Origin of the sequence: Microbacterium sp. 3J1 (genome assembly GCF_001049495.1) — a bacterium.
Taxonomy (GTDB): domain Bacteria; phylum Actinomycetota; class Actinomycetes; order Actinomycetales; family Microbacteriaceae; genus Microbacterium.
This window is the reverse complement of sequence record NZ_CDWI01000011.1, coordinates 223,294-241,947: the sequence shown is the minus strand read 5'-3', so window position 1 is coordinate 241,947 and position 18,654 is coordinate 223,294. Positions and strand designations below refer to the sequence as shown.

General features: G+C 71.1%; 17 protein-coding genes. 11 read left to right on the top strand and 6 right to left on the bottom strand.

What is annotated here, in order from left to right; all coding sequences use genetic code 11:
* Window positions 1-19 precede the first annotated feature (19 nt).
* Genes BN2660_RS10165 through dhaK form a run of 4 tightly spaced genes read right to left on the bottom strand, consistent with a single transcriptional unit; the run spans window position 20 to window position 5,502 of the window.
* The gene (locus BN2660_RS10165) at window positions 20-1,309 is read right to left on the bottom strand and encodes a hypothetical protein (RefSeq protein ID WP_091231174.1); all 1,290 of its coding nucleotides are present in this window, start codon (window positions 1,307-1,309) and stop codon (window positions 20-22) included.
* Between the two features lie 55 nt (window positions 1,310-1,364).
* Window positions 1,365-3,869 (bottom strand): phosphoenolpyruvate--protein phosphotransferase, encoded by a 2,505-nt coding sequence (gene ptsP / locus BN2660_RS10160; RefSeq protein WP_091231172.1) that lies wholly within the window; start codon window positions 3,867-3,869, stop codon window positions 1,365-1,367.
* On the bottom strand, window positions 3,866-4,510 hold the full coding sequence (gene dhaL / locus BN2660_RS10155) for a dihydroxyacetone kinase subunit DhaL (RefSeq protein WP_091231167.1): 645 nt from the start codon (window positions 4,508-4,510) through the stop codon (window positions 3,866-3,868). The genes ptsP and dhaL overlap by 4 nt, the downstream gene beginning before the upstream one ends.
* The gene (gene dhaK / locus BN2660_RS10150; protein WP_091231163.1) at window positions 4,510-5,502 is read right to left on the bottom strand and encodes a dihydroxyacetone kinase subunit DhaK; all 993 of its coding nucleotides are present in this window, start codon (window positions 5,500-5,502) and stop codon (window positions 4,510-4,512) included. The genes dhaL and dhaK overlap by 1 nt, the downstream gene beginning before the upstream one ends.
* 157 nt (window positions 5,503-5,659) lie before the next feature.
* Here dhaK and BN2660_RS10145 point away from each other — a divergent pair, with 157 nt between their 5' ends.
* Window positions 5,660-6,427 (top strand): IclR family transcriptional regulator, encoded by a 768-nt coding sequence (locus tag BN2660_RS10145; RefSeq protein WP_091231161.1) that lies wholly within the window; start codon window positions 5,660-5,662, stop codon window positions 6,425-6,427.
* Window positions 6,428-6,450: 23 nt separating this feature from the next.
* Here BN2660_RS10145 and BN2660_RS10140 read toward each other — a convergent pair whose 3' ends face one another.
* Window positions 6,451-7,062, bottom strand: coding sequence for a TetR/AcrR family transcriptional regulator (locus BN2660_RS10140; RefSeq protein WP_091231158.1), 612 nt, complete (start codon window positions 7,060-7,062; stop codon window positions 6,451-6,453).
* Between the two features lie 112 nt (window positions 7,063-7,174).
* Between BN2660_RS10140 and BN2660_RS10135 the strand changes: the two genes are divergently transcribed.
* The 4 genes from BN2660_RS10135 to paaZ are packed head-to-tail and all read left to right on the top strand — an operon-like array spanning window position 7,175 to window position 12,028.
* Window positions 7,175-8,362 (top strand): thiolase family protein, encoded by a 1,188-nt coding sequence (locus BN2660_RS10135; protein WP_091233512.1) that lies wholly within the window; start codon window positions 7,175-7,177, stop codon window positions 8,360-8,362.
* Window positions 8,359-9,087 (top strand): enoyl-CoA hydratase/isomerase family protein, encoded by a 729-nt coding sequence (locus BN2660_RS10130; protein WP_091231154.1) that lies wholly within the window; start codon window positions 8,359-8,361, stop codon window positions 9,085-9,087. The genes BN2660_RS10135 and BN2660_RS10130 overlap by 4 nt, the downstream gene beginning before the upstream one ends.
* Window positions 9,084-9,950: a 3-hydroxyacyl-CoA dehydrogenase family protein gene (locus BN2660_RS10125; RefSeq protein WP_091231150.1), complete on the top strand. Its 867-nt coding sequence runs from the start codon at window positions 9,084-9,086 to the stop codon at window positions 9,948-9,950. The genes BN2660_RS10130 and BN2660_RS10125 overlap by 4 nt, the downstream gene beginning before the upstream one ends.
* Window positions 9,947-12,028: a phenylacetic acid degradation bifunctional protein PaaZ gene (gene paaZ / locus BN2660_RS10120; protein WP_091231147.1), complete on the top strand. Its 2,082-nt coding sequence runs from the start codon at window positions 9,947-9,949 to the stop codon at window positions 12,026-12,028. The genes BN2660_RS10125 and paaZ overlap by 4 nt, the downstream gene beginning before the upstream one ends.
* A gap of 80 nt (window positions 12,029-12,108) precedes the next feature.
* Here paaZ and BN2660_RS10115 read toward each other — a convergent pair whose 3' ends face one another.
* The gene (locus BN2660_RS10115; protein ID WP_091231143.1) at window positions 12,109-14,238 is read right to left on the bottom strand and encodes a RecQ family ATP-dependent DNA helicase; all 2,130 of its coding nucleotides are present in this window, start codon (window positions 14,236-14,238) and stop codon (window positions 12,109-12,111) included.
* Window positions 14,239-14,333: 95 nt separating this feature from the next.
* On the opposite strand from BN2660_RS10115, the gene BN2660_RS10110 reads away from it, so the two are divergent.
* From BN2660_RS10110 to paaE, 6 genes are all read left to right on the top strand, one after another.
* A complete protein-coding gene (locus BN2660_RS10110) occupies window positions 14,334-14,753 on the top strand; it encodes a pilus assembly protein CpaE (protein WP_091231141.1) in 420 nt (139 codons plus the stop codon).
* A gap of 89 nt (window positions 14,754-14,842) precedes the next feature.
* Window positions 14,843-15,820 carry a 1,2-phenylacetyl-CoA epoxidase subunit PaaA gene (paaA, locus tag BN2660_RS10105; RefSeq protein WP_091233509.1) on the top strand — a complete coding sequence of 326 codons (978 nt, stop codon included), beginning with the start codon at window positions 14,843-14,845 and terminating at the stop codon, window positions 15,818-15,820.
* A complete protein-coding gene (gene paaB, locus BN2660_RS10100; RefSeq protein ID WP_091231138.1) occupies window positions 15,820-16,125 on the top strand; it encodes a 1,2-phenylacetyl-CoA epoxidase subunit PaaB in 306 nt (101 codons plus the stop codon). The genes paaA and paaB overlap by 1 nt, the downstream gene beginning before the upstream one ends.
* Complete coding sequence (gene paaC, locus BN2660_RS10095) at window positions 16,122-16,964, top strand: 1,2-phenylacetyl-CoA epoxidase subunit PaaC (RefSeq protein WP_091231135.1); 843 nt, start codon at window positions 16,122-16,124, stop codon at window positions 16,962-16,964. Before paaB ends, paaC begins: the two co-directional genes overlap by 4 nt.
* Window positions 16,961-17,467, top strand: coding sequence for a 1,2-phenylacetyl-CoA epoxidase subunit PaaD (gene paaD, locus BN2660_RS10090; protein ID WP_091233508.1), 507 nt, complete (start codon window positions 16,961-16,963; stop codon window positions 17,465-17,467). Before paaC ends, paaD begins: the two co-directional genes overlap by 4 nt.
* Entirely contained in the window at window positions 17,467-18,645 is a 1,179-nt protein-coding gene (gene paaE, locus BN2660_RS10085; RefSeq protein ID WP_091231132.1) for a 1,2-phenylacetyl-CoA epoxidase subunit PaaE, read from the top strand. The genes paaD and paaE overlap by 1 nt, the downstream gene beginning before the upstream one ends.
* Window positions 18,646-18,654 lie beyond the last annotated feature (9 nt).

Here is an 18,654-nt window from a genome sequence, read left to right as displayed (position 1 = left end):
GCCGGCGACCCTCCGCGTCTCACCCGAAGACGGCGGGCTTGACCGCAGTCGCGTCCTCGACAGTGATGCCGACGATCGTCGCGCCGTCTTCGAGGACGTCCCGATCCGCCTGGAAGCGGAACACCTGCCCGTCGCGCGTCGTCACCGCATAGAAGTCGTCACTCGAGGAGGAGACGTCGACGATCGTCCCTCCGGGGTAGGCGGCGATCGCCTCCGAGATCGGGGCACCCACCCGGATGCCTGCGCGTTCGGGAAGCACGGCGCCGTCCTGAGCCGTCTCGTCGAGGCTGCGTGCATTCCCGACGGTGATCGACGACACGGCCGTCCCGCCCTCCACCGGCTGCACGAGGATCGACCCCGAGCCCTCCGCGGCGACGAGCGTGTACGGCCCTCCGTCGTACTCCGGCTCCACGACCTGCGCGCCCTCGGCCGCGGCCACCGCGGCATCCACCTCATCGCCGAGTCGCAGTGGTCCGACCCCGCCGACGCCGATCTGCCACTCGTTCCAGACGTCACCGGGATCTCCGGAAGGATCCTCCTCTGCGACCGGCGGATTCTCGGTGAGCTCGTCGATCAGCGTGTCCCGCGCTTCGGCAGTACGCGTCTGCAGGAGAAGGGCGGCGGCCTCGGCGTCGAAGGTCCGATCGCCCGTGAACGGCTGCCAGAGCTGCACGATCACGTTGCCCGTGGAGGCGAACGCCTGGAAAGCCCGCCAGTCGTACTCTCCTCCGGCGTCGATGAGAGTGCCCGCCACGGCGCGGACGCCGTCGACGTCCTCGGGGATCACCGCATCGAAGGACGCGGGCGCCTCCTTGGTGAAGTCCGCGCAGTCCGCGGCGGCCCGCGCGAGCTGGTCCATGCGGGCCCCTGCATGCGCCTCGTCGGCGAACTGCAGCACGAGCAGGCGTCCGAACCCGTAGTCCGGATCGGTGGGCACCTGCCACTCGACGGTTCGCGCCCCGACCGCGCCGAGGGATTGCTCGGCGTAGAGCGCGTCGCAGATCGCGGGGTCGGCGGGCAGTCCTCCGCCGTCCGAGATCTGCTCGAGCACCGGAGACACCTCGCCGACCTCGGTGGCCTCGGGGACGATTCCGACGATCTCATCCGGTGTGAGCAGGAGGTGCTCGAGCTCGTCGCCGACGAACACGACCGGTCCGGCGTACGGCTCGGGCGAAGACGATGGCTCGAGCGTCGGCGACGCGCTCGGAGCGACCTCCGGGAACGGCACGCAGGCGGTCAGCGCGACGAGCGCCCCGAGGGCGACGCCGCCGAGGGCGACCCGCATCCGAGCGGTGGTGACGATACGCATGGTGAACCTCCGGCTGTGCATGGCACCGCGACGAGAGATGCCCCTGGTCAGGAGCCTAGAGCGCCTCGGCCGCCGCTGCGCGCGCGTCGTCGGCCGTGGCCGCCGTGAGGACGGCATCCGCTGCGGCTCGGCACTGCGCGTCCGTGACATCCCGGAGCGCGGCGGCGACCCGCCCGAGAGCAGCGGGCGCCATGGAGAGCGAGGTCGCTCCGAGGCCCACGAGAACCGCGGCCAGCGTCGGGTCGGCCCCGGCCTCGCCGCACACGCCGACCGGCAGATCCCACCTGCGCCCCGCCGCTCCCGCGACGCCGATAAGGCGCAGCACCGCGGGCTGCCACGGATCGTTGAGGTCGCCGAGCTCGCCCAGCAGCCGATCGGCGGCCAGCGTGTACTGCGCGAGGTCGTTGGTGCCGAGGCTGATGAATTCGACGCCCTCGAGCACCTCCGATGCGAGCATCGCAGCCGACGGCGTCTCGATCATGACACCCACCCGCTCCCACCCGGCGGCACGGGCGCGAGCCGCGAAGTACCGTGCCTCCTCTACCGTCGCCACCATCGGGGCCATCACCTCGACGAGAGCGGACTCGGCGTCCGCCGCGAGCGCCAGAGCCCGCAACTGGTCGTCGAGCAGCGCGGGGGCCCGGCGTGCGATCCGCAGCCCGCGGACTCCCAGGGCGGGGTTCTCCTCGGCATCCACGTTCGCGAAGGGCAGCGGCTTGTCGCTGCCGGCATCCAGGGTGCGGACGACGACCTTTCGGCCGGGGAACGCGGCGAAGACCCCGCGATACGCCTCCACCTGCTCCTCGATCGACGGCGCATCGGTGCGGTCGAGGAAGCAGAACTCGGTGCGGAAGAGGCCGATGCCCTCGGCTCCGGATGCTGCCGCGGTGGCCGCGTCCGCCGCTCCCCCGACGTTGGCGAGCAGGGGGATGCGGCGACCGTCGGCGAGCACTCCCGATCCGTCGAAGGGAACGACGACCGACGCCGTCCGCGCCGTCTGGACCCGTGTGTCGTCCGGGTCGATCTCGACCGTGCCGCGATCCCCGTCGACGAGCACTGCCGCGCCGGGTTCGATCCCCGTGGCGCCCCGCACGCCGACCACGGCGGGGATGCCGAGCGACCGGGCGATGATCGCGGTGTGCGAGGTGGGCCCGCCCTGCTCCGTCACCAGCGCGACGCAGTTGCCGCTGCCGAGCGCGGCCGTGTCGGCCGGCGCGAGGTCGGTCGCGACGAGCACGAAGGGCTCATCGCGCTCCGGGACGCCGGGCAGGTCCACCCCGAGGATCTCGGCGACCAGCCGATCGCGCACGTCGCGGATGTCGGCGGCACGCTCGGCCATCCGGCCCCCGAGGACCCTCAGCGCCTTCTCGTGGGTGGCGGCCGACTCCCAGACGGCGCGTGCGGCGGTGCACCCCTCGGCGCGCACCGCTGCCGACGCGTCGGCGAGGAGCTCGGGATCTGCTGCGAGCATCTGCGAGGCGTCGAGGATCGCGCGGGCTGCGCCGGTCGCCGTCGCGCTGCGCGCGCGCAGCTGATCGGCCACGGCTGCGGATGCCCGTTCGAGCACCGCCACCTCCGCCTCGCGGTCCGCGGGAGCGACGACGACGCCTCGATCGGGCTCACCGAGACCCGCCGCGAGGATCACCGCCGGCGCCACGACTGTGCCCCCGCTCACGCCCCTTCCGCGCAGCACCGCGCCAGATGACACCGTGCCAGAGGACACGCTGCCGGAGGACACTGTGCCGGATGACACGCGCACACCGGCCTCTGTCGTCTCGCTCGTCGAGCTCTCCGCAGCATCGGCCGTGGGACGGACAGTCGTCGTCCCCTCCCCGAACCCGTCGTGGAACAGCGCGACGAGACGCTCGACGACGCCCTCGGCATCCTCCCCGCCCGCCGACAGCTCGATCTCGTCGCCCTGCCGCGCACCGAGGGCCAGCAGCCGGGACAGGCTCGCCGCCGAGGCATCCGGCCCGTCCGGCAGGCGTCGGAGCCGCACCTCTGCTCCGACGGACGCCTCGGCGATGAGAGCGGCCGGCCGTGCGTGGATGCCGAGCGGGTTCCGCACCGCGACCACGTGCACGACCTCGTCCGCCCTCTCGGAAAGGTGCGCGTCCGTGGGGGCAGCAGCCTCGCCGACCGCGTCGCCGAGCTGACCCGACTTCGCATCGAGCGCCGCCGTGGCCTCCCGGGCGACGTCGTCGAGATCCCCGCCGGCCGCCGCGGACACGACCGCTGCGAGCAGCCCCTCCACGAAGGGCGCCGGCGCGAGCCGCACGGGTGCGTCGCTCGCCCGCAGCTCCAGGGCCAGTTCGGCGCTCAGCACCGCGGATCCGAGGTCCATGAGCACGAGGACACCCTCGCAGTCCGTCGCGAGCTCGTCGATGGCGGCAGCGACCGCCACCGCGTCGGTGCCGAGGATCGGGGTGCCGTCGGCATCCGTGCCCGCACCGGCCGCGACCCGCACCGGAGCGCCGCCCTCGCGCACCATCTGCTGGGCGAGCTCGAGTGCCGCCTCCCCGAGCCGAGCGCTGTGGGAGACGGCGACGATGCCGATCATCGGGTCCGGTCCGCCACCGCAGCGGCGAGCGCGTCGAACAGCAGTGCGGTCGACGCGGCACCCGGATCGAGGTGGCCGGCGCTGCGTTCGCCGAGGTAGCTCGCGCGGCCCTTGCGCGCCACGAGCGGCTCGGTCCCATCGCGTCCTTCCTCGCCCGCTCGCGCCGCCTCGGCCGTCGCAACGGCGAGGTCCGCGCCCTCGGCGATGCTGGCATCGAAGGCATCCACCGCGGGCGCCATGGCGTCGAACATCGTCTTGTCGCCCGCTTCGGCCTTGCCCCGCGCGACGATGCCGTCGAGACCCGCCCGCAGTGCGGCTCCGAGCTGCGCGGGATCGAGCTCCGTGACAGCACCGGCGGTCATGCCCATGCGCAGGAAGAGCGTGCCGTACAGCGGACCGCTCGCACCGCCGACGGAGCTCACGAGCGTCATGCCGACCGTCTTCAGCAGCTCATCTGCGGTCGCGGGTGCACCGGCTTCGAGTTTCGCCATGACCGCATCCATACCCCGTGCCATGTTGGCACCGTGGTCGGCATCGCCGATCGCCGAGTCCAGCTCGGTGAGCCACTCGCGCTTCTCGGTCACCGCGTCGCGGAAGCGGCTGATCCAGTCGGCGAGCACCGCCGTGTCGACCGCCGCCATCACGCACCCCACCGCAGGCCGGGGGTGTTCACGGGTGCATCCCAGAGGCGCAGCAGCTCATCGTCGGCCTTCAGCACGGTGAGCGAGCATCCGGCCATGTCGAGCGACGTGATGTAGTTGCCGACGAGGTTCCTCGCGACCTGCACTCCGGCCTGTTCGAGCAGCGGCAGGACCTCCCCGTACATGAGGTACAGCTCGATGAGCGGCGAGCCGCCCATGCCGTTGAGCATGACGATCGCGGGACCGGTCGCGTCGAGGTCGCCGAGGATCGGCTCCACGAGCTGCCGTGCGATGTCGGATGCCGGTGCCAGCGGCTCGCGGTGCCGGCCCGGCTCGCCGTGGATGCCGATGCCGATCTCCATCTGGTCCTCGGGCAGATCGAACGTCGGCTTGCCGGCGGCGGGAACCGTGCAGCTCGTCAGCGCCATGCCCATCGACCGGCCCTGCCCGTTGATCCGCTTCGCGAGCTCGACCACCGCCGCGAGGTCGCGTCCCTCCTCGGCCGCGGCCCCGACGAGCTTCTCGAGGAGCACGGTGAGCCCGACGCCGCGACGACCGGCGGTGTACAGCGAGTCCTGCACCGCGACGTCGTCGTCCACCACGACCGTGCCGACCTCGATGCCCTCCATCGCGGCGAGCTCGGCGGCCATCTCGAAGTTCAGCACGTCACCCGTGTAGTTCTTCACGATGTGGAGCACTCCCGCTCCGCGATCGACCGCCTTCGTCGCGGCCTGCACGCGGTCGGGGGTCGGCGAGGTGAAGACCTCCCCGGCGACGGCGGCGTCGAGCATCCCGAGCCCCACGTAGCCGCCGTGCAGCGGCTCGTGCCCCGACCCGCCGCCCGACACCACTGCGACCCGGCCCTGCTCCTTCGGCGTCGCGCGCGTGATGACGTGGGTGTCGAGGTCGACCGAGAGCTCCGGATGCGCGAGGGCCACGCCCCGCAGCGATTCGACCAGAACATCGGCGGGGTTGTTGATGAGCTTCTTCATCGTGCGATCTCCCTTGATCTCTGCGGCGGCGATCCTTCGCGGAAATACGAAAGATATTCGTCAATGTCGAATATGCTCGGGGCCACTGGCGTTGTCAAGACCTCGCCGACAGCGGGTCCTCGACACGACTCGATGACGAGAAGACGGAGGAAGCCCTGTGATCCAGGCCATCGATCGGGCGGCCAAGGTGCTCGAGCTCCTGCAGGGCGCCCGGCACCTCGGCATCACGGACCTCGCCCTCGCCCTGGACCTCCCGCCGTCGACCGTGCACGGGATCGTGAAGTCGCTGCGGGAGCACGGACTCGTGGCGAAGGAACGCGGGGGGCAGCGCTACATGCTCGGGCCGACCCTGCTGCGACTGAGCAACGTCTACCTCGACACCCTCGATGTGCGGGCGAGGGCGATGCGCTGGACGCAGGAGCTCGCGCGCCGTACCAACCTCGCGGTGCGCCTGGGGGCACCTCACTTCCACGAGGTGCTCGTGATCCACCACGACCTGCGGCCGGACGACAGTCAGCAGATGCTCGAGACGGGTGTGGCGATCCCCGCCCACGCGTCTGCGATGGGCAAGGTGCTGCTCGCGCACGACCTCGGCTTCCAGAGATCCGTGTTCGAGAGGCCGCTGCGCAGTCTCACCGGCGACACGATCACGGACGTCGCCCGTCTGACGCTGGAGCTGCCGGCGATCGCCGAACGCGGCAGCGCGTCGGAGACCGACGAGGCCGTGCTCGGCGAATCATCCGTCGCCGCCCCCGTCTCCGACGCCTCGGACGACATCGTCGCCGCGGTCGCCGTGGTGATGCCGACCTCGCAGGCGCCGGCTCCCGACGCGGTGCTCAATGCCTTGCGCGAGACCGCCCGCAACATCTCGCGGGAGCTGGGCGCCCGGTCCTGGCCACCCCGGGTCGCTCCCGCCGACGACTGACCGGTCAGCGCTGCTCGCTCCCCTCAGCGGGACTGCAGCCCGTCGAGGCTCACCCGGAGGATGTCCTCGGCGAGCTCCTCGGGGTCGACCGGACCGCCAGGGCGGTACCACTCGACCACGGAGTTGATCATGCCGAAGATCAGCCTGGTGGCCACCGCCGCGTCGACGTCGTCCCGGATGAGGCCCTCGCTCTGCGCCTCCGCCACGATGGCCGTGACCCGCTGGTCGAACGCCCGACGCCGCACGAGCGCGGCCGTCTCGACCGGACCGTTCCCCCGGACCCGCAGCAGCAGCGTCACCGACGGCAGCTTGGCGGTGAGCACGCGCACGGCGCCGCGGATGATCGCCCGGAGGCGATCGGAGGCGAGCGGATGCCGGGCCGACGCCTCGTCCACCACGGCCTCGAGGGCGTCGAGCGCGTCACCCAGCGCGAGTTCGAGGATCGCAGACTTCGATTCGAAGTGGTGGTAGAGCGCCGACTTGGTGAGTCCCAACGTCGCGCTGAGGTCGGCCACGCTGGTCGCGTCGTATCCCTGCTCGTTGAACACCTTCACGGCGATCGCGAGCACCTGCGCACGGTCGTATCCCGGCCGGCCGCGCTTGGGGGCCGACGCCTCGGAACCGGTGTGCGCCATAGGGCTCAGTCTGGCATCCGCGGCCTGTTGCCATTCGCAGGACGATCTGAGATCGTATTACTGACCGATCGGTCTGCAATTGCCGCCAGCGTGGGCGTTCGAGAGGATGACGATGTCCGAGGCCTATCTCGTCGACGGCGTCCGCACCCCCGTGGGCCGCCACCGGGGTGCGCTGGCATCCGTTCGCCCCGACGATCTGGCCGCCCTCGTCGTGGGCGAGACGGTCCGCAGAGCGGGCGTCCCGCCGCAGGCGATCGACGAGGTCATCCTCGGCGCCGCGAATCAGGCCGGGGAGGACAACCGCAACGTCGCCCGCATGGCGGTGCTGCTCGCGGGCCTGCCGGACACGATCCCCGGGGTGACGGTGAACCGCCTCTGCGCGTCCGGGATGTCGGCGATCGCGACCGCCGCGAGCGCCGTGCGGGCGGGCGATGCGGATCTCCTCGTCGCCGGAGGGGTCGAGTCCATGACCCGGGCACCCTGGGTGCAGGCGAAGCCGGAGCGGGCCTGGGCCGGGCCGGGCACCGCCTTCGACACCTCGATCGGCTGGCGCTTCACGAACCCGCGGCTGGCCGCCCGCGCCAAGGCCACCTTCTCGATGCCCGAGACCGCGGAGGAGGTCGCGCAGCTCGACGGGATCAGCCGGCAGGATGCCGACGCCTTCGCCCTGGCGAGTCACCGCCGGGCCGTCGCCGCCATCGACGCCGGGCGCTTCGGGCCCGAGATCGTGGGCGTCGAGACGAGCGGGGGTCGGATCGACGTCGACGAGGGGCCCCGGCGAGACACCACCATCGAGGCCCTCGCGGCTCTGCGTCCCGTCGTCGCGGGCGGACGCGTCGTCACCGCCGGCAACTCCAGCTCGCTGAACGACGGCGCGTCTGCGATCGTCGTCGCGAGCGCCGAGTCCGTCGCCCGCCACGGACTGCGCCCCCGAGCGCGCATCGTGGCGTCGGCGACCGTTGCCCTCGCTCCCGAGATCATGGGTCTGGGGCCGGTCCCCGCCACGGAGAAGGCGCTGGCGAAGGCCGGTCTGCGGATCGACGACCTCGGCGCGGTGGAGCTGAACGAGGCCTTCGCGACGCAATCGCTCGCCTGCATCCGTCGCCTCGGTCTCGACCCGGCCATCGTCAACGCCGACGGCGGCGCGATCGCCCTCGGGCACCCTCTGGGGTCCAGCGGGTCTCGCCTGATCGTGACGCTCCTCGGCCGCCTCGAGCGCGAGCACGCCCGCTACGGACTCGCCACGATGTGCGTGGGCGTCGGCCAGGGCACCGCGATGATCGTGGAGCGCATCGCATGAGCCTGCACGTCGAGGAGCAGGACGATCGCGTCGTCGCGACGCTGGACCGTCCGGAGAAGCGGAACGCGATCGATCACGAGACCATCGCCGCCCTGCACGACCTGTGCGCTCTGCTCGAGACCGCTCCGCGCACGCTGATCCTCACCGGCTCGAACGGCGTCTTCGCGGCGGGAGCCGACATCGGCCAGCTCCGGGACCGCACGTCCGCCGACGCCCGTCGCGGTATCAACACGAGGGCATTCATCCGCATCCACGACCTGCCGATGCCGGTGATCGCGGCCATCGACGGGTACGCACTCGGCGGAGGAGCCGAACTCGCATATGCCGCCGACATCCGCATCGGCACGCCGTCGCTGCGCATCGGCAATCCCGAGCCCGGCCTCGGGATCATCGCGGCGGCGGGCGCGACGTGGCGCCTCCCCGAGATCGTCGGCGACGCCAGAGCGAGCGAGCTCCTTCTCACCGGACGCGCACTGCACGCCGAGGAGGCACTGCGCTGGGGCCTCGTGTCGTCCCTGCACCCGGCAGACGAGCTGCTCCCCGCGGCGCACGCGATCGCGGACCGCATCGCGGCGAACGACGCCCTCGCGACTCGGCACACCAAGAGCGCGCTGCGCGCGCCGAGCGCACGGCACCCGGAGATCGAGCTCGAGCTGCAGGCCGAGCTCTTCGACTCACCCGAGAAGCACCGGCGCATGACCGCCTTCCTGGAGAAGCGACGATGAGCACGGCACCGATCCCGCCCCGCTCGGTCGGCGTGCTCGGCGGCGGCCGCATGGGGGCCGGGATCGCCCACGCCTTCCTGCGGGCGGGCTGTCTCGTCACCGTCGTCGAACGCGATCCGGCGAGCGCGGATGCCGCACGAGACCGCGTTCTCGACGGCATCCGTCGATCGGTCGAGCGTGACCCGACGGTGGATGAGGTCGAGGTCGGCGCCCGGCTCACGACCGGCACCGACAGCGCGGCCTTCGGCGACGCCGACCTCGTGATCGAGGCCGTTCCAGAAGATCGTGCCCTCAAAGAGGAGGCGCTCTCCCACGCGGAGGCGGCGATGCCCGCGGGCGCCGTGCTGGCGAGCAACACGTCATCGATCTCGATCGACGACCTCGCTGCGGGTCGTCGACGCCCTGAGCGATTCCTCGGGCTGCACTTCTTCAACCCCGTGCCCGCGTCGGCGCTCGTCGAGATCGTGCGCGGTGCCGTCACCTCGACCGAGACCGTCGACAGCGCACGCGAGTGGGTGCAGGCCCTCGCCAAGACGCCCGTCGTGGTGCGCGACTCCCCCGGCTTCGCGTCGTCACGACTCGGGGTGCTGCTCGGGCTGGAGGCGATCCGCATGCTCGAGGAAGGCGTCGCATCGGCATCCGACATCGACGCCGCCATGACCCTCGGGTACCGGCATCCGATCGGACCGCTGCGCACGACCGACGTGGTGGGCCTCGACGTCCGGCTCGGCATCGCCGAGGAGCTGGAGCGCGCGCTCGGCGAGCGCTTCCGTCCGCCCGATCTGCTGCGGCGCCTGGTCGCCGACGGAAAGCTGGGCCGCAAGAGCGGCGAAGGGTTCTACGCATGGAACGAGGAGAGATGACCGACTGCCTGCCGAGTCACGTCCAGGGCGAGTGGTGGACGCCGTCGACGCCGTCCGGAGCCACCGAGGTGCGCGACGCGTCGACAGGCGAGGTCGTCACCCTGGTCTCGACCGACGGCCTCGACCTCGCCGGCGCGCTCGAGTACGGGCGCCGCGTCGGGCAGCGAAGCCTCGGCGCGCTCACCTTCCATCAGCGGGCGGTGCTGCTCAAGCAGTTCGCTCTCGCCCTCACCGCCCGTAAACACGAGCTGTATGCCGAGTCCTCGCGGACGGGCGCGACGACGAGCGATTCCTGGGTCGACATCGACGGTGGCATCGGCGTGCTGTTCTCCTACTCCGGCAAGGGGCGGCGCGAGCTTCCGAACAGTCGCGTACACGTCGACGGCCCCGTCGAGCCCCTGTCGAAGGACGGGTCGTTCCTCGGCCGCCACGTGTACACGACCCTGCCGGGCATCGCGGTGCAGATCAACGCCTTCAACTTCCCCGTGTGGGGCGCGCTGGAGAAGTTCGCACCCGCGTTCCTCGCGGGCATGCCGACCCTCGTCAAGCCGGCGACGCCCACGGGCTTCGTCACGGAGGCGATGGTGCGCATCCTCGTCGAGTCCGACCTGCTGCCCGAGGGGTCGCTGCAGCTCGTCAGCGGAAGCGTGCCCGATCTCTTCGCGCACCTCCGCCTCGGTGACCTCGTCGCCTTCACCGGAAGCGCATCGACGGCTGAGAGCCTCAAGGCGCACCCCGCCGTTCAGACCGGCGGCGTGCGATTCACCACCGAGACCGACTCCATCAACGCCTCCGTGCTCGGCACCGACGCCGTCGAGGGAACGCCCGAGTTCGATGCCTACGTCCGCCAGCTCGTCGCGGAGATGACGTCGAAGGCGGGTCAGAAATGCACGGCCATCCGTCGGGCGATCGTGCCCGCGGTCTCGGCGGACGCGGTGGTCTCGGCCGTCAGGGCACGCCTCGACGCGAAGACCGTGCTCGGGGATCCGCGTGCCGACGGGGTCACCATGGGGCCTCTCGCATCGACCTCGCAACGCGATGAGGTGCTGCGGCAGGTGCAGCGGCTGCAGGAGGCGGGAGGCAGGATCGTCATCGGATCGACGGATGCTCCGGAGGTGCGCCGCGCCGACGGGAGCACCGGCCTCTCGCCGGACGGCGCCTTCGTGGCGCCGCTGCTGCTGCGCTTCGATGACGCTCAGGCCGATGCCGCGCACACCGTCGAGGCGTTCGGGCCCGTGTCCACGCTGCTCACCTACGACACCACCGCGGACGCCGCGGCCCTGGTGGTGCGAGGGGGCGGCACTCTCGTCACGAGCATCGCGACGCACGACCCCGTGCAGGCCGTGGAGCTGGCGACGCGCATCGCGCCGTTCAACGGGCGCATGCTGCTGCTCGATCGGGACGACGCACGATCGTCGACCGGTCACGGATCGCCCCTGCCCAACCTCGTGCACGGCGGACCCGGCCGCGCCGGCGGCGGAGAGGAGCTCGGCGGCATCCGTGCCGTGCTCCATCACATGCAGCGCACGGCTATTCAGGGTTCGCCCGAGATGCTGACGGCGCTGACCGGCGTGTGGCATGCGGGTGCCGCAGCGCGCAGCGGCGGTCGGCATCCGTTCCGGAAGTCGCTCGCGGAGCTCCGCATCGGCGATCAGATCGCCTCGGCCTCGCGCGAGGTCACGCTCGAGGACATCGAGACCTTCGCGCAGTTCACCGGCGACACGTTCTACGCCCATATGGACGAGACTGCGGCGGCGGCGAACCCGTTCTTCCCCGGCCGGGTGGCGCACGGGTACCTGCTGGTGTCGTGGGCGGCCGGGCTGTTCGTCGACCCCGAGCCGGGTCCCGTTCTCGCGAACTACGGCCTGGAGAACCTGCGCTTCCTCACGCCGGTGTCGCCGGGGGACACCATCCGGGTCGAGCTCACCGCCAAGCAGATCACGCCGCGAGAGACGGACGAGTACGGCGAGGTCCGGTGGGATGCGGTGATCCGCAACCAGGTCGACGAGATCGTCGCTACCTACGACGTGCTCACCCTGGTGAGCAAGGAGCCTGCGCCGGAGACCGTACCGGCGTGAGGGCCTCCCCCTGAGCACCGACTGTCGCGAATCTTCGATCGGCGAAGAGAGACTGGTGCTGCGCCGCCTGAGCGTCTCTCTCAGCCGCGAAGCGCGAGGACGAAGGGAAGCACGTCCGTGGCCCCCGCCTGCCGCAGGGTGCGCGCCGCGACCGTCAGCGTCCAGCGGCTGTCGGCCAGGTCGTCGACGAGCAGCACCGGACCCTCCGGCACCTCGAGACCCTCTGCGCTGAACCTCTCCCAGAGTCCGGCGAGCCGGAAGACGCTGTTGCCGCCGGGCTGTCCCGTGGGTCCGCCGTTCAGCGGCTCGAGCGCACCCAGATAGGGCAGCCGTCCGATCTCGGCCAGTCCTCTGGCCAGCGAGTCGACGAGGAGCGGCCTCGACCGCGAGGGCATGCCGACCACCGCGACCGGCCGATCGGACCACCCCCAGTCGGCGAGCACGCGCACGCACGCGGCGAGCACCTGCGGAGATGCCGGAGCATCCGGTGCCCCTGCGGCGAAGAGTTCCCGCAACGTCCCTCCCCACCCGAGATCGGTGAGACGGGCCAACGCGCGTCCCTCCCCCGCCTGCTCGCCTGCGGCGATGCGTCCCTTCACGGGGATGTCGAGTCGGTCGGCGCCGGTCGGCCAGGCGCGTCGGGGCTCGATCGGCACTCCCACGCGATCGAGGGAGGCGGCGGCCTGCGTCGTCGCCGATTCGCCGATCTCCTTCGGGAACCAGACGCCCGCGCAGTTGTCGCACCGGCCGCACGGCGCGGCCGTGTCGTCGTCGAGCGACCGCTGCAGGAACTCCATCCGGCACCCGTCCGTCTGCTCGTAGTCGAGCATGTGCTGCTGCTCGGCGCGGCGTTCGGCGGCGATGCGCTCGTACCGCTCGGCGTCGTAGGTCCACGGGGCACCCGTCGCGACCCACCCGCCCTGCACCCGACGCACCGCGCCGTCGACGTCGAGCACCTTGAGAAGCAGCTCGAGCGGTGTGCGACGGATGTCGACCATCGCCTCGAGAGCGGGCGTCGAGATCGGCTGATCGCCCAGCGCCGCGATGACGCGCTCGGCGCGCTCCCGGTCGGGCATCGACGCCGTCGCGAAGTAGTGCCAGATGTCGCGGTCCTCGACGCCGGGCAGCAGCAGCACATCGGCGCTCTCGCTCGCGCGGCCCGCACGCCCCACCTGCTGGTAGTAGGCCACCGGCGACGACGGCGCTCCGAGGTGCAGGACGAAGCCGAGATCGGGCTTGTCGAAGCCCATGCCGAGCGCGCTGGTGGCGACGAGCGCCTTGACCTCGTTGCGCTTCAGCATCCCCTCGGATTCCGTGCGCTCGTCGGTGTCGGTCTGACCGGTGTACGCACGCACCTCGTGGCCGTGCTCCCGCAGCAGTCGCGCGGTGTCGACCGCCGCCGCGACCGTGAGCGTGTAGATGATGCCCGAGCCGGGAAGGTCGTCGATGTGGCTGAGCAGCCAGGCCAGACGGCTCGCCGAATCGCGCAGTCGCAGCACGCCGAGCCGCAGAGAGGTGCGCGCGAGCGGTCCCCGGATCGTGAGGACGCCGTCGCCCGCCTCGCCCGACGGAGAGGGCGCGCTGCCGGCCCCGAGCTGCTCGGCGACATCGGCGACGACCCTGCTGTTCGCCGTCGCCGTGGTCGCGAGCACCGGCACCTCGGCCGGCATCTGCTCGATGAGGTCGCGCAGCCGTCGATAGTCGGGGCGGAAGTCGTGCCCCCAGTCGCTGATGCAATGCGCCTCATCGACGACGAGCATGCCGATCCGCCGTACGAGGGTGGGCAGCTGCTGCTCACGAAAGGCGGGATTGTTCAGACGTTCGGGAGAGACCAGGAGCACGTCGACCTCGTCACGGTCGAGCTGCGCGAGCACCTCCGCCCACTCGTGCGCGTTCGTCGAGTTGATCGCGACCGCCCGTACCCCTGCACGCTCGGCCGCCGCGATCTGATCGCGCATGAGGGCGAGCAGCGGCGACACGAGCACCGTCGGTCCGGCACCCTGCGCACGCAGCAGCGACGTCGCGACGAAGTACACCGCCGACTTTCCCCACCCCGTGCGCTGAACGACGAGCGCCCGTCGCCGCCCGCCCACCAGCGCCTCGATCGCCTCGAACTGGCCGTCATGGAAGTCGGCGTCGGGCCGACCGACGAGTTCGCGCAGCGCGGCGAGGGCTGCGGTGCGAGTGTCGGCGGGTGTCGTGGAAGTCATGTCTCCACTCTGCCCGAGGCCGCCGACACCCAGGCTGCATCCATCCACAGCCTGCACCTCGCCATGACCCCGCGCACGTCGTCTAGCGTGGAGAGATGATCACGCGTGAACTGGCCGTATCCCTGCGCGACGCGGGTCTCATCTGGCACCCGGCGGAGGGAGACCGCTTCCAGCTCGACCTCCCCGGCGACGTCGAGCTCGAGGCGGAGGCCGACGTCTTCACGGTCAGCGAGATGACGATCGAGGCGCGTCAGACACCGAGCGGCACCGATCTCGCGTTCAACGGCACGACCGAATGGGCGCTCGACGCCGTCACGCTCGCCGACGCCGTCTGGCTCCCCCAGGAGGATCAGCTGCGGGACCTGCTCCGTGGCACGTTCCGCTCGCTCACCCGCCTCGCCGACGCCTTCGTCGTCGAGGTCGAGATCGCGGGCGAGACGCTGAGGTTCGAGCATCCGGATCCCGCCGAGGCCTACGGCCGCGCGCTGCTCGATCTCGTCTCCCGCTCTCGCTGAGCGGGGCTTCTTGCGTGCCGTCGACCTCCATGTCAGAATTACCTAACGAACGGTCAGTAAAAAAAGGACCGGACACGGAGGAGTCGATGATGACCAGCCCCGCAGACCTCTCGATCGTCGACGAAGAGCTCTCCGACGAGGAGCGGCTGTTCGACGAGCTCGTCGCGAACGAGCAGCGCATCGAGCCCCGTGACTGGATGCCGGACGCCTACCGCAAGACGCTGATCCGGCAGATCTCGCAGCACGCGCACTCCGAGATCATCGGCATGCAGCCCGAAGGCAACTGGATCACCCGCGCGCCGAGCCTCAAGCGCAAGGCCATCCTCATGGCGAAGGTGCAGGACGAGGCGGGCCATGGGCTCTATCTCTACTCCGCCGCGCAGACCCTGGGCATCACCCGCGATGAGATGACCGATCAGCTCATCAGCGGCAGGGCGAAGTACTCGTCGATCTTCAACTACCCGACGCCGACCTGGGCGGACATGGGCGCGATCGGATGGCTGGTCGACGGCGCCGCGATCTGCAACCAGGTGCCGCTGTGCCGAGCGTCCTACGGCCCCTACGGCCGCGCCATGGTGCGCGTCTGCAAGGAGGAGTCGTTCCACCAGCGCCAGGGTTTCGAGATCCTGCTCGCTCTGATGCAGGGTACGGACGAGCAGCGACGGATGGCGCAGGACGCCGTGAATCGCTGGTACTGGCCGAGCCTCGCGATGTTCGGACCGCCCGACGACCAGTCCCCCAACTCCGCACAGTCGATGAGATGGAAGATCAAGCGCTTCTCGAACGACGAGCTGCGCCAGCGCTTCGTGGGGATGCTCGTGCCGCAGGCGGAGATCCTGGGCATCACCCTCCCCGACCCCGATCTGCGCCTCGACGAGCAGACCGGACGGTACGAGATCGGCGAGATCGACTGGGACGAGTTCTTCGAGGTTCTGCGCGGCAACGGACCGTGCAACGCCGAACGGCTCGAGCGCCGCCGCACCGCGCACGAGGAGGGCGCGTGGGTGCGCGAGGCGGCAGCCGAGTACGCCCGCAAGCAGGCACTGAAGACGAAGGCCGTGGCGTGATGGCCACCCCGGGCGCCGACGAACGGGAGCCCTGGCCGCTCTGGGAGGTCTTCGTGCGCGCGAACCGCGGACTCAGCCACGTGCACGTCGGCTCGCTGCACGCACCGGACGCCGAGATGGCGATCCGCAATGCCCGTGACCTCTACACGCGGCGTGGCGAGGGCGTGTCGATCTGGGCGGTGCCCGCGGACTCGATCACGACCAGCGACCCCGACGCCAAGGGCGCCTACTTCGAGAGCGCCGCGGGCAAGAACTATCGGCACGCGGTGTACTACACGGCGTCCGAGGGGGTGCCGCACCTGTGACCCCCGGACACGCGGAGGCGCCCGCCGATGCGCACGGGGACGTCTCGGTCGACCAGCTCCGTCTGAGCGACGAACTCGTCGGCGCAGGATCCACCGCAGCATCCGCCGATGTCGCCGAGTACGCACTCTGGCTGGGTGACGACGCACTGATCCTCTCCCAGCAGCTCGGTGCATGGATATCGCGCGCGCCCGAGCTCGAAGAGGATGTCGCGCTGGCCAACATCGCCCTCGACCTGCTCGGCCACGCGCGCTCGTTCCTCCACTACGCCGGTTCGCACGACGGTCGTTCCGAGGACGACCTCGCCTACTTCCGAGACGAGCCGGCGTTCCGCAGCTCCTGGATCGTCGAGCAGCCCAATGGCGACTTCGCGCAGACGATCGCCCGTCAGTTCGTCGTGTCGACCTACATGGTCGAGCTCTACGGGAGCCTGCGCGACAGCACCGACCGAACGCTCTCCGCGATCGCCGAGAAGTCGGCGAAGGAGGTCGACTACCACCGCGATCACGCCGTCCAGTGGGTGCTGCGGCTCGCGGGCGGCACGGATGAGTCGCGACGCAGGATCATCCGCGCCCTGGCCGACGTCTGGCCCTACGTCGACGAGCTGTTCCGCGACGAGGCGCTGATCGATCGCCTCGGCGAGGCGGCGGCACGGCCGTCGAGCCTGCGCCTCGGCTTCGACGCCGTCGTCGACGCCGTCTTCGCCGAGGCGCAGCTGACCGTTCCCGCGGTCACCGCATCGTCCGCCGGCGGCAGGCGGGGAGCGCACGCGACTCCCCTGGGTCATCTGCTCGCCGAGATGCAGGTGCTGGCGCGACGGCATCCGGGAGCGACGTGGTGACCGGGGCCCTGCGGGCGGACGCCTGGCGGATCGCCGCGGCCGTCCCCGACCCGGAGGTCCCCGTCCTCACCATCGCGGATCTCGGAGTCCTGCGCGGCGTGGAGGTCGACGGCGACGTCGTCCGGGTACACATCACCCCCACCTACAGCGGATGCCCCGCCATGGACACGATCCGCGACGACATCATCCTCGCCCTCACCGCCGCCGGGTTCCCGCTCGTCGAGGTGCGGACGGTGCTGTCCCCCGCGTGGACGACGGACTGGATGTCGGATGCCGGCAGGCAGAAGCTCGCCGCCTACGGCATCGCCCCGCCCACCGGCCGCTCGGCCTCGGGGAGCCGCGGGTCGACGCGGAGCCCGATCCGCATCGCCCTCAGTGTCCGCTGCCCTCGGTGCGGCTCGGTCGACACCAGAGAGGTCTCGCACTTCGGCTCGACCTCGTGCAAGGCGCTGTACGAGTGCCGCGCCTGCCTCGAGCCCTTCGACCACTTCAAGGTGCACTGATGTCGCTGTTCACTCCCCCCGGCGCCGCACCGGCGACCGCTCCGCGCCCCGCCCCTCCGGCGACGAGAAAGCGGGCGCGCTTCCACACCCTGACCGTCGAAGAGGTGCGTCCCCTGACCGACGACTCCGTCGAGGTGACCTTCACCGTGCCCGCCCCGCTCGCCGACGACTACGACCATCTGCCGGGACAGTACGTGGCGCTGCGGACGACGCTCGACGGCGTGGAGGTGCGCCGGTCCTACTCGCTGTGCCGGACTCCCGAGCACCGCTCCGCAGAGCAGATCGCCGCCGGCATCCCCACCCGCCTCAGCGTCGCGGTGAAACGCGACGAGGGCGGACTGTTCTCCACCTGGGCGCAGACGGGGCTGCACCCAGGGTTCGAGATCGACGTGATGAGCCCGCAGGGCACCTTCACCTCGGGGCTCGACGACCTCGACGGCCGCCATGTCGTCGGCATCGCCGCGGGCTCGGGCATCACCCCGCTCATGGCTCTCGCGCACACCGTGCTGACGCGTTCCGAGTCCGCCCGCTTCACCCTCCTGTACACGAACCGCTCGACGCTCGACGTGATGTTCCTCGAGGACCTCGCCGACCTGAAGGACCGCCATCCGGCGCGGCTGACGCTGCACCACGTGCTCTCGCGCGAGCAGCGCACGGCACCGGTGCTCTCGGGGCGCATCGACGAGGAGAAGCTGCGCACGATCCTGGGGATGCTCATCGACCCTGCCGGCGTCGACGAATGGTTCCTGTGCGGTCCCCTCTCTCTCGTCGAACTGTGCCGCGAGGTGCTCGCCGACGTCGGAGTGCCGCGAGAGCGCATCCGGTTCGAGCTCTTCACCACCGGCGACGAGCCGAGGCGCGAGGGGCGTCAGGTCGAGGTGCGCGCCGGCCAGCGCACGACTCGGATCGAGGTGACTCTCGACGGCGTGTCGTCGACCGTCGAGAGCCCGGTCGACGCCCACGAATCCGTGCTGAACGCCGCGCTGCGCGTGCGGCCCGACGCCCCGTTCGCGTGTGCGGGAGGCGTGTGCGGCACGTGTCGGGCCCGAGTGATCGAAGGCAGCGTGACGATGAGCGAGAACTACGCGCTCGAACCCGACGAGCTCGAACGGGGCTACGTGCTCACCTGCCAATCCCATGCGACGAGCGACCGGATCGTCGTCGACTACGACGTCTGAGGAGCACCC

Coding starts and splice junctions, on each gene's coding strand:
- BN2660_RS10165 (WP_091231174.1), bottom strand. CDS start 1,309: ATGCGTATCGTCACCACCGCTCGGATGCGGGTCGCCCTCGGCGGCGTC.
- ptsP (WP_091231172.1), bottom strand. CDS start 3,869: ATGATCGGCATCGTCGCCGTCTCCCACAGCGCTCGGCTCGGGGAGGCG.
- dhaL (WP_091231167.1), bottom strand. CDS start 4,510: ATGGCGGCGGTCGACACGGCGGTGCTCGCCGACTGGATCAGCCGCTTC.
- dhaK (WP_091231163.1), bottom strand. CDS start 5,502: ATGAAGAAGCTCATCAACAACCCCGCCGATGTTCTGGTCGAATCGCTG.
- BN2660_RS10140 (WP_091231158.1), bottom strand. CDS start 7,062: ATGGCGCACACCGGTTCCGAGGCGTCGGCCCCCAAGCGCGGCCGGCCG.
- BN2660_RS10135 (WP_091233512.1), top strand. CDS start 7,175: ATGTCCGAGGCCTATCTCGTCGACGGCGTCCGCACCCCCGTGGGCCGC.
- BN2660_RS10130 (WP_091231154.1), top strand. CDS start 8,359: ATGAGCCTGCACGTCGAGGAGCAGGACGATCGCGTCGTCGCGACGCTG.
- BN2660_RS10125 (WP_091231150.1), top strand. CDS start 9,084: ATGAGCACGGCACCGATCCCGCCCCGCTCGGTCGGCGTGCTCGGCGGC.
- paaZ (WP_091231147.1), top strand. CDS start 9,947: ATGACCGACTGCCTGCCGAGTCACGTCCAGGGCGAGTGGTGGACGCCG.
- BN2660_RS10115 (WP_091231143.1), bottom strand. CDS start 14,238: ATGACTTCCACGACACCCGCCGACACTCGCACCGCAGCCCTCGCCGCG.
- BN2660_RS10110 (WP_091231141.1), top strand. CDS start 14,334: ATGATCACGCGTGAACTGGCCGTATCCCTGCGCGACGCGGGTCTCATC.
- paaA (WP_091233509.1), top strand. CDS start 14,843: ATGACCAGCCCCGCAGACCTCTCGATCGTCGACGAAGAGCTCTCCGAC.
- paaB (WP_091231138.1), top strand. CDS start 15,820: ATGGCCACCCCGGGCGCCGACGAACGGGAGCCCTGGCCGCTCTGGGAG.
- paaE (WP_091231132.1), top strand. CDS start 17,467: ATGTCGCTGTTCACTCCCCCCGGCGCCGCACCGGCGACCGCTCCGCGC.